Annotated in this window: 8 protein-coding genes and 1 pseudogene; 3 read left to right on the top strand and 6 right to left on the bottom strand. The window is 74.0% G+C overall.

The window, feature by feature from the left end; genetic code table 11:
- The 4 genes and pseudogenes from AB0J52_RS19485 to AB0J52_RS19470 form a co-directional block, all read right to left on the bottom strand.
- A pseudogene (locus tag AB0J52_RS19485) lies at positions 1-2,120 on the bottom strand (hypothetical protein); the annotation flags it as partial.
- A gap of 193 nt (positions 2,121-2,313) precedes the next feature.
- On the bottom strand, positions 2,314-2,493 hold the full coding sequence (locus AB0J52_RS19480) for a PspC domain-containing protein (protein WP_500183001.1): 180 nt from the start codon (positions 2,491-2,493) through the stop codon (positions 2,314-2,316).
- 135 nt (positions 2,494-2,628) lie between these two features.
- A complete protein-coding gene (locus tag AB0J52_RS19475) occupies positions 2,629-3,285 on the bottom strand; it encodes an HAD family hydrolase (RefSeq protein WP_500183000.1) in 657 nt (218 codons plus the stop codon).
- Positions 3,282-3,923, bottom strand: a complete 642-nt coding sequence (locus tag AB0J52_RS19470; RefSeq protein ID WP_500182999.1) for an MBL fold metallo-hydrolase — start codon at positions 3,921-3,923, stop codon at positions 3,282-3,284. The genes AB0J52_RS19475 and AB0J52_RS19470 overlap by 4 nt, the downstream gene beginning before the upstream one ends.
- 106 nt (positions 3,924-4,029) lie before the next feature.
- Between AB0J52_RS19470 and AB0J52_RS19465 the strand changes: the two genes are divergently transcribed.
- The 3 genes from AB0J52_RS19465 to AB0J52_RS19455 are packed head-to-tail and all read left to right on the top strand — an operon-like array spanning position 4,030 to position 6,430.
- A complete protein-coding gene (locus tag AB0J52_RS19465) occupies positions 4,030-5,097 on the top strand; it encodes a phosphotransferase family protein (RefSeq protein ID WP_500182998.1) in 1,068 nt (355 codons plus the stop codon).
- Positions 5,094-6,188: an Rv3169 family protein gene (locus AB0J52_RS19460; protein ID WP_500182997.1), complete on the top strand. Its 1,095-nt coding sequence runs from the start codon at positions 5,094-5,096 to the stop codon at positions 6,186-6,188. The genes AB0J52_RS19465 and AB0J52_RS19460 overlap by 4 nt, the downstream gene beginning before the upstream one ends.
- A 53-nt stretch (positions 6,189-6,241) precedes the next feature.
- Positions 6,242-6,430: a hypothetical protein gene (locus tag AB0J52_RS19455; RefSeq protein ID WP_500182996.1), complete on the top strand. Its 189-nt coding sequence runs from the start codon at positions 6,242-6,244 to the stop codon at positions 6,428-6,430.
- Positions 6,431-6,510: 80 nt separating this feature from the next.
- On the opposite strand, the gene AB0J52_RS19450 is transcribed toward AB0J52_RS19455, so the two are convergent.
- Together AB0J52_RS19450 and AB0J52_RS19445 are read right to left on the bottom strand one after the other, a co-directional pair.
- Positions 6,511-6,804, bottom strand: a complete 294-nt coding sequence (locus AB0J52_RS19450) for a Fe-S cluster assembly protein HesB (protein ID WP_500182995.1) — start codon at positions 6,802-6,804, stop codon at positions 6,511-6,513.
- A gap of 183 nt (positions 6,805-6,987) precedes the next feature.
- Positions 6,988-7,771: alpha/beta hydrolase (locus AB0J52_RS19445; protein WP_500182994.1), on the bottom strand; the 784-nt coding region annotated here is incomplete at its 5' end.

The following is a 7,771-nucleotide window of genomic DNA, read 5'->3' as shown; positions in this document are numbered from 1 at the left end:
CCCATCTCCAGGCTGAAGAAGGCCGAGGTCAGGCCGTGCCACTGGAGGGGGTGGGTCAGGGGGATGCCGAGCTCGGACACCTCGGTGAGGACGGGGACGAGGATCCGGACGCGGGCCAGGCGGGCGTGGGCGTCGGCGAAGCGGGCGGCGCGGTCGGCGAGGGGGAGGTCGGTGCGGAACGGGACGCCCGCCGCGTCCCAGGCGTAGTGCAGGTCCTGGCAGGCGATCTCGGCCGTGAGGTGGGTGAGGACGATCTCCAGCAGCGCCAGGGTGGCCGGCGGCTGGCCGTCCACGGTGACGGTGGCGAGCAGCGGCTCGGCCTTGCGCTGCGCGGCCGAGCGCATCGGCCCGCGCTTGAGGGTCCCGCCGGTGAGCAGGTGGGCGCGGAGTTCGTGGGCGGCGTCGGCGAGGTCGCGGGCGGACACGTCCGGCGGCAGGACGACGCGGTGGCCGCGCAGGGAGCGCAGGGCGCGGTGGGCGCGGTCGGCCTGGACGGACATCTCGGCGACGCGGTCCCAGACGGTGGGGCGGCGGCGCGCGAGGAGGTCGGCGAACGCCCGCGCGGCGGGGTCGGCGGACGGCCAGCGCGACGGGTGCGTGCCGAGGCCGAGTTCGTTGAGGATGCCGTCCACCTGCGCGACGCGTCCGGTCAGGCGGGTGAGGACGGCGGGGTCGAACTGGCGCAGGCGGCGCGCGACCTCGCCGGACGCCTCCGGCGGGACGGCCCGCTCGACGTTGATGAGCGCGTGGATCCGGTTCGGGTCGGGCAGCGCGGCGGTGTCGGCCGGGGGCGCGAGGGTGCGCTCGCCGAGCAGGTGCAGCAGTTCGGCGACCTCGGCGTCGGTGAGCGGCGGCGTCTCGGGCAGGTCCGGGCGCGGCGGGATGCCGCCGGTGTCGGTGTCGGGGCGGACGACCAGGACCCGCCGGCCCTGCGCGGTCATCCCGGCGAGCAGTCCGGCGGCGGCGTCCGGCGGCGGGTCGGGGACGTGCAGGACGCGCAGGTCGGCGGCGAGGAACCGGACCAGGCCGTCCGGCGGCGGCTCGGCCAGCCGGGAGATCAGCAGGTCGTAGTAGGCGGCGAGGCCGGTGCTGCGCGGGCGCCGCCGGACGACCAGGGCGGGCGCGAGCCGTACCGCCGGGATCTCCCCGGGCTGCCCGCCCGGGGCCCAGTCGTCGCGGTAGACGACCGCCGGGTCGCCGTCCGCGTCGAAGGCCGCCGCGCACCATTTGCGCAGGACGTCCGAGACCGAGGGCCGCAGCGCGAAGCCCTGCCCGGCCTGGACGGCGTCCCAGACCCAGGCGGCGCGGCCGGGGTCGTAGCCGCGCACGCCCGAGAGCAGTTCGTGGTCGAGCGGCGTCGTGGGACCGGCGAGGACGACGTCGACGCGCTCGGTCCGGTCGTCCACGACGATCTCGACGGGCGTGGACAGCAGGTGCCCGCGCACCGGCGGCCCGTCCGGCGGACGCCACGACAGCAGGCCGGTGACGAGCACGAGGTCCTGGTCGGCGAGGTCGCGCAGGGCCCGGTACCAGTGCCGCATCGCGAGCCACGCGTCGAACTCGACGGGCACGGACGGCGGCCGCAGCGGGATCAGCGGCACGCTGAACAGCACCTGCCCCGGCCCGGCCTCCGCCTCGACGAACACCTCGGCGGGCAGCTCCGACAGCCAGTGGACGGCCCTCTCGGCCCCCGCCGACACCTCCCCGGCCCCCGCCGCGTGCCCGCCCGCGCCCGCCGCGTGCCCCCCGGACAGCCGCGAGTCGCCCCCGCCCCCAACCTCATACCCGCCGGACACCCGCGCACCAGGCCCCAGCGGATGACCACCGGACGCCTCGACACCAGACCCCACGCCGTGGGCGGCGGACGTTCGTGTGGCCGGGGCCTGCTCGGGGCCGCCGGGCGTGTGCGCGGCGGACTCCGTGGTGGGGCCGGTGGACGGTCCGGAGGCGGGGTTTCCCGGGTCGGCGGCCGAGGGGACCGGGGGCACTTCGGCGGTCGGGCCCCTGCGGGCGCGCACGCGAGACAGCTCGCCGAGGTGGCGCAGCAGGGCGCGCGTCACGGCGAGCGGGTCCGGAGCGGCGTTCGCGCCGGTCGCGGCGGGCGGGGGGTGATCCGGCACAGGGACGTCCTTTCCGGAAGTACCCCCAGATCTAACACCCCGCCGGGCCCCCGTTCCAGCGAACGGGAGGTATCCGCCCGCCGTGGCGGCGCGACCCTGACTCCCCCGCGTCAACACCACCCCCGCGAGCCGGCCCGGGACCCGCGTCCCGCGCGGGCGGACACCGTCCGCGCGGGGCCGGGCAGGGTGGGGGCTACTCGCTGGGGAGCATGATCCAGAGGACGATGTAGACGACGAACTGGGGGCCGGGCAGGAGGCAGGAGAGGACCGCGAGCAGGCGGACGGTCCAGGGGCTCATCCCGAAGCGCCGGGCGATCCCGGCGCAGACGCCCGCGATGACGCGTCCCTGCCTGGGACGGTAGAGGCCGTTCATGTCGTTGTTCCCCCTGTTGGATCGTCGCGGCCGCGAACCCGCGGCCACGACAACGACGCTATGAACCGGACACCCTGCTTCACATCGCCCGTTCGGCTGGTTCCCCTCCCATACCCCGGACCTAGGGAACGTCCCCTAGGGGGAGTTGAATTCGGCGACGAGGGCGGGGAGGGAGGCCAGGTCGTCCAGGACGAAGGTGGCCTGGATGTCGGGGTCGTTCCAGATGTGGCCCCAGGGTCCGCGCCGGAGGAAGGCGGTGCGCATGCCGAAGGCGGCGGCCGGGGCGACGTCGTTGTCCGGCCGGTCCCCCACGTAGAGGACGTGTTCGGGGAGCGCGTCGGCGAGCTGGGCGCAGCGTTCGAAGAACTCCTGGGCGGGCTTGGCTACACCCCACACGTCGGAGATCCCGATGGCGTCGGCGTCCAGGTCGAGGGCGGCGAGCTGCTCGGCGGCCTCGACCGGCTGGTTGCCGGCGATGCCGATGAACAGGCCCTGGGCGCGCAGTCCGGCGAGGCATTCGCGCACGTCCGGGTACAGGTCGGACGCGCCGAAGCCGTTCGGCACGCCGGCCTCGGCGCGCGCCGACTCCTCCTTCTCCAGGTCGAAGCCGGGGCGGAAGTACTCGAACACGTCCATGTTCGACGCGCCCTCGGAGATGTAGGCGCCGAGGACGGCGAGGAAGGTGTGCCTCGGGACGCCCAACCAGTCGGCCCAGCGCCCGTAGATCTCGCCCTCGCTGATCAGGGTCTCGCCGACGTCGAAGAAGACGGCGTCGATGCGGGCGTCGGTCACAGTTCCACCGACTCCCCGGGGGCGAGGCGGCGGAAGTCGCGGCCGAGTTCCTCGCCGGCCGCGCCGACGTGCTTGTTCATGACGCCGAGCCCGGCGTCGTTGAGCAGGCCGTCGTGGATGACGAACGCGCGCTCGGGGTTCACCGCGCGGGCGTAGGAGTACAGCTCGGGGACCTTCATCCAGGGCGCGTTGCCGGGCAGGCAGAGCGTCCGGACGGGCTCGGACGGCACGGTCAGCGCGTCGCCGGGGTGGAAGACCTCGCCGTCGACCAGGAAGCCGGTGTTGGGGATCGGCGGGACGTCGGGGTGCAGGATCTCGTGGTCCTCGCCGTAGACGTGGACGTCGAAGCCGGCGATGGAGACCGCGTCGCCGTGTCCGACCTCGTGGACGCGTCCGCCGAGGTCGGCGAGGGTCGCGGCGACCGCGCGCGAGCACCAGACGTCCAGCCGGGGGTCGGCGGCGAGGGCGGCGCGCAGCCGGTCGGGGTCGAAGTGGTCGAAGTGCTCGTGGGTGACCAGCACGGCGTCCGCGCCGTCCAGCGCGCCGGCCTCGGGGGTGAGGCCGCCGGGGTCGATGACGAGGGTCCGGTCGTCCTTCTGGAGCCGCACGCAGGCGTGTCCGAGCTTGGTGAGACGCATCCGGCGATTTTTTCACGCCCGTCCCCGCGGCCCGGACACGGCCCGTCGTTGACCCGGACCGGCGGCGTTGATAGAACACGTTCTAGTTTGGCATTCGGAGGCGCCCGTGCCGGTACCCGACCAACGCGATCCCGAGCTGACCCGCGCCGCGCTGGCCGGCTGGCTGGGCGACCGGCTGCCCGGCGCCCGCATCCCGATGATCGAGACGCCCGAGACCAGCGGGTTCTCGTCCGAGACGCTGATCTTCGACGCCGCCTGGACCGGCCTGGACGGGGCGGAGCGGCACGAGCCCCTGGTCGCGCGGGTCGCGCCGTCCCGCTACCAGGTGTTCCCCGAGCCGCGGTTCGCCGAGCAGTACCGGCTGATGCGCGTGCTGGACGAGCGGACCGACGTGCCCGTCCCGCCGATCCGCTGGTACGAGCCGTCCGGCGAGCCGCTCGGCGCGCCCTTCTTCGTGATGGGGCGGATCGAGGGCCGCGTCCCCACCGACATGCCGCCGTACCACATGGACGGCTGGGTGACCGAGGTCGCCGAGGACGAGCGGGCCGCGATGTGGTGGTCCGCGCTGGAGATCCTCGCCCGGGTGCACCGCCTGGACCCGGAGCGGCTCGGCCTCGGCTTCCTCGACCAGCCGCGCTGGGGCGCGACGGGGCTCGACCAGCGGCTCAACTACTACGAGCACTACCTGCACTGGGCCTACGACGGCCCGCAGGAGGTCGCGCTGCGCGCGCTCGACTGGCTGCGCGCCCACCGGCCCGCCGAGCCGGACGCCCCGAGACTGCTGTGGGGCGACGCCCGGATCGGGAACGTGATCTTCCGGAAGGGTGTGCCCGCCGCCGTCCTGGACTGGGAGAACGCCGTCCTCGGCGCGCCGGAGGAGGACCTCGCCTGGTTCCTGTTCCTGGACCGGCACCACAGCGAGGGGATCGGCGTGCCGCGGCTGCCCGGGTTCCCCTCCGCCGCCGAGACCGTCGCCCGGTACGCGGAGCTGCTCGGCCGGCCGCCGCGCGACATGGCGTACTACGAGGTCCTGTCGGGGTTCAAGTTCTCGGTGATCATGGCCCGGATCGGGCAGGCGATGACCGACTTCGGGTGGATCGAGCCGGGCGACCCGTTCCCGTACGACAACAACTGCACCCGGCTGCTGGACCGCATCCTCGGAGGTCTCGCGTGACGCTCTCGCCGCTGGACGACTACCCGATCCACCAGGCGCCCGAGGTGATGCGGCACGTCGCGACCTCGGACCGCAACTTCTACGACCGGTACTACTTCAACGTGCATGACACGTCCGGCGAGCTGATGATGCTCGTCGGGCTCGGCCAGTACCCGAACCTAGGCGTGACCGACGCGTTCGCGGTGGCGCGGCGCGGGCCGTGGCACCGCGTCGTCCGGGCGTCGCGCGAGCTGGGCGCGAACCGGATGGACACCCGCGTCGGCCCGTTCCGCGTCGAGGTCGTGGAGGGCCTGCGGACGCTGCGCGTGGTCCTGGACGAGAACGAGCACGGCCTGTCGTTCGACCTGACCTGGGAAGCGTCCATCCCGGCGCAGCTCGAACCGCCGCACTACGTCCGCTGGCAGGAGCGCGTGGTGTTCGACTCGCGCCGCCTCGCGCAGACCGGCCGCTGGACGGGCCACATCATGCTGGACGGCGAGCGGATCGACGTCGCCCCCGAGACCCACTGGGGTTCGCGCGACCGCTCCTGGGGCATCCGCCCCGTCGGCGAGCCCGAGCCGCCCGGCATCCAGGCGAAGAACGCGGGCACGTTCTACTGGGTCTACGCGCCGTTCCAGTTCGACGACCACTCGGTGCTCTGCATCCTGCAAGAGGACGAGAAAGGACGGCGGATCCTCGAAGAGGCCGTCCGGGTCTACCCCGACCCCGAGCGCGAACCCGAGCATCTGGGACGTCTCGACTACCGTCCCGTCTACGCCGAGGGCAGCCGCGACGTGGTGACCGCGACGCTCGGCTTCCACCCGCCAGGCGGCGAGCCGTTCGAGATCGGCGTGACGCCGATCCTGCCCGTCCACCTGATGGTCGGCACCGGCTACGGCCTGGAGCCGGACTGGAAGCACGGCATGTACCAGGGACCGGAGACCGTCGTGCAGGGCGTCGCGTACGACACCCGCGTTCCGGAGGACGCCGCACGCATGTGGGGCATGGTGGACGCCGTCGGACGCTACGAGTACCTGGACGGATCGGGTCGTACCGGTTTCGGCCTGTTCGAATACTGGGCCCTGGGTCCACATCCCACTTTCCCCGGGTGACCCTTGCGGTGGTCGTCCCGACAGGGTCGCGGCCGTCTGCGAGACTGACCGCCGTGGACACCGGACAGGGCGCGGGCGAACCGTCGCGGGAGGAGCTGGACCGGCAGGTGCGCGGCCACTACGGCAACTGGCGCGACCAGCCCAAGGGGCTGGCCTGCGCCGTCGTCGCCGCGTTCTGCCTCCTCACGACCCTCGCGCTCGGCGTGGTCGTGCTCCTGGTCGTGCTGGCGGCGGCCCGCTAGCGTGCCGCGGGGCACCGGGAGACCGGCGGTTCGCCGGGGTCCCCGGAAGGCGGGGAGAGCGCGATGGCGGCGAGCGCCGGTCAGGTCTCCGCCGCGGTGTCGGCGAGGGTGAAGGCGACGTCGCCCTGCGGGTCCACCTTCGCGTCGAGGGTCATCTCGTCGAGCATGGCCGCGGTCGTCGGCTCCAGGTAGACGCGGGCGCCCTCCTCCTCGACGACCTTGTCGCCCGCCTCGGGGGCGGGCGCGACGGACAGCTGGAGCGTGTCGGAGCCGTTCACGCCGGCCTGGATGCGGATGCCGCTCTCGGGCGGGAGCTGCGGGTCGGCGGTGACGGTCCGGATGACCTGGACGGCGTCATGAGTGAGGGTGAGCATGAGCTTTACTCCCTTTACCTACGGAACTGGACCCGCACCCCCTGCCCGGGCGAGAGGGCCATAAACACCCACCCCCGCCCCGCCGGCCCGCTCAGCCCGGCGCCGCCAATCCGTTCGACTCGGGCCCTCCGACCCGTTCAGCTCGGCGCCTTCGCCCTGGTCGGCTCGGCGCCTTCGCCCTGCTCAGCTCGGCCCCGCCAAGCGCTGCGTGAGCCACTCGAACGACTTCGGCAGCATGCCCTCCCACACCTTCGGCAGGTGCCCTCCGTTCCGCAGGACGTAGGTGAAGGCCCGGGTCGGCGGCCGGACGCGCGCGACCATGCCGGCGATCGCCGCGGCCGTCCCCCGGTCGGTGCGGGTTCCGCCGAGCAGCAGGTCCACGGCCGGACGCGTCGCCAGCAGCTCCAGCGGGCTGTTGGCGCGGACGGCGGCCGGGTCGCGGGTGAGGTCGGGCGAGGTCGGTTCGAAGTAGCCCGCGAGGCTCACCGCCGCGCGGAACATGTCGGGCCGCTGCTCGGCCAGCTTCACCGCGCAGAACCCGCCGGTCGAGTAGCCGAGCGTCGCCCACGACCCGGCGTCCGGCAGGGCGCGGAAGTCGCGTGTCACGGCCGTCCGGACGTCGGTGGTGAGCCAGGTCGCGACGCGCGGGCCGCCCGCGATGTCGGCGCACTCGGTGTCCCGGCCGGGCTGCACGGTGATCGTCGGCGAGACGAGGATGTACGGCTTGGCCTGGCCGTTCCGCATCGCCTTCTCCAGTTCGGTCGCGACGTGCAGCGCGCCGAACCAGGTCCAGGCCGAGCCGGGGAACCCGGGCAGCAGCTCGATCACGGGGAACCGCTGTCCCCGGTAGCGCGGGTCGTCGTACTGCGGCGGCAGCCAGACCCGGACCTCCGCGCGGATGCCCGACGCGGCGCCGGCCGGGTGGCCGACGTGCGTCCGGCTGTCGCGGTCGAAGCGGAACCCGCCC

It is taken from the genome of Spirillospora sp. NPDC049652, assembly GCF_040675125.1.
Classification (GTDB): domain Bacteria; phylum Actinomycetota; class Actinomycetes; order Streptosporangiales; family Streptosporangiaceae; genus Spirillospora.
Note: the sequence above shows the minus strand (reverse complement) of the source record. Positions and strands in the feature narration are given on the sequence as shown.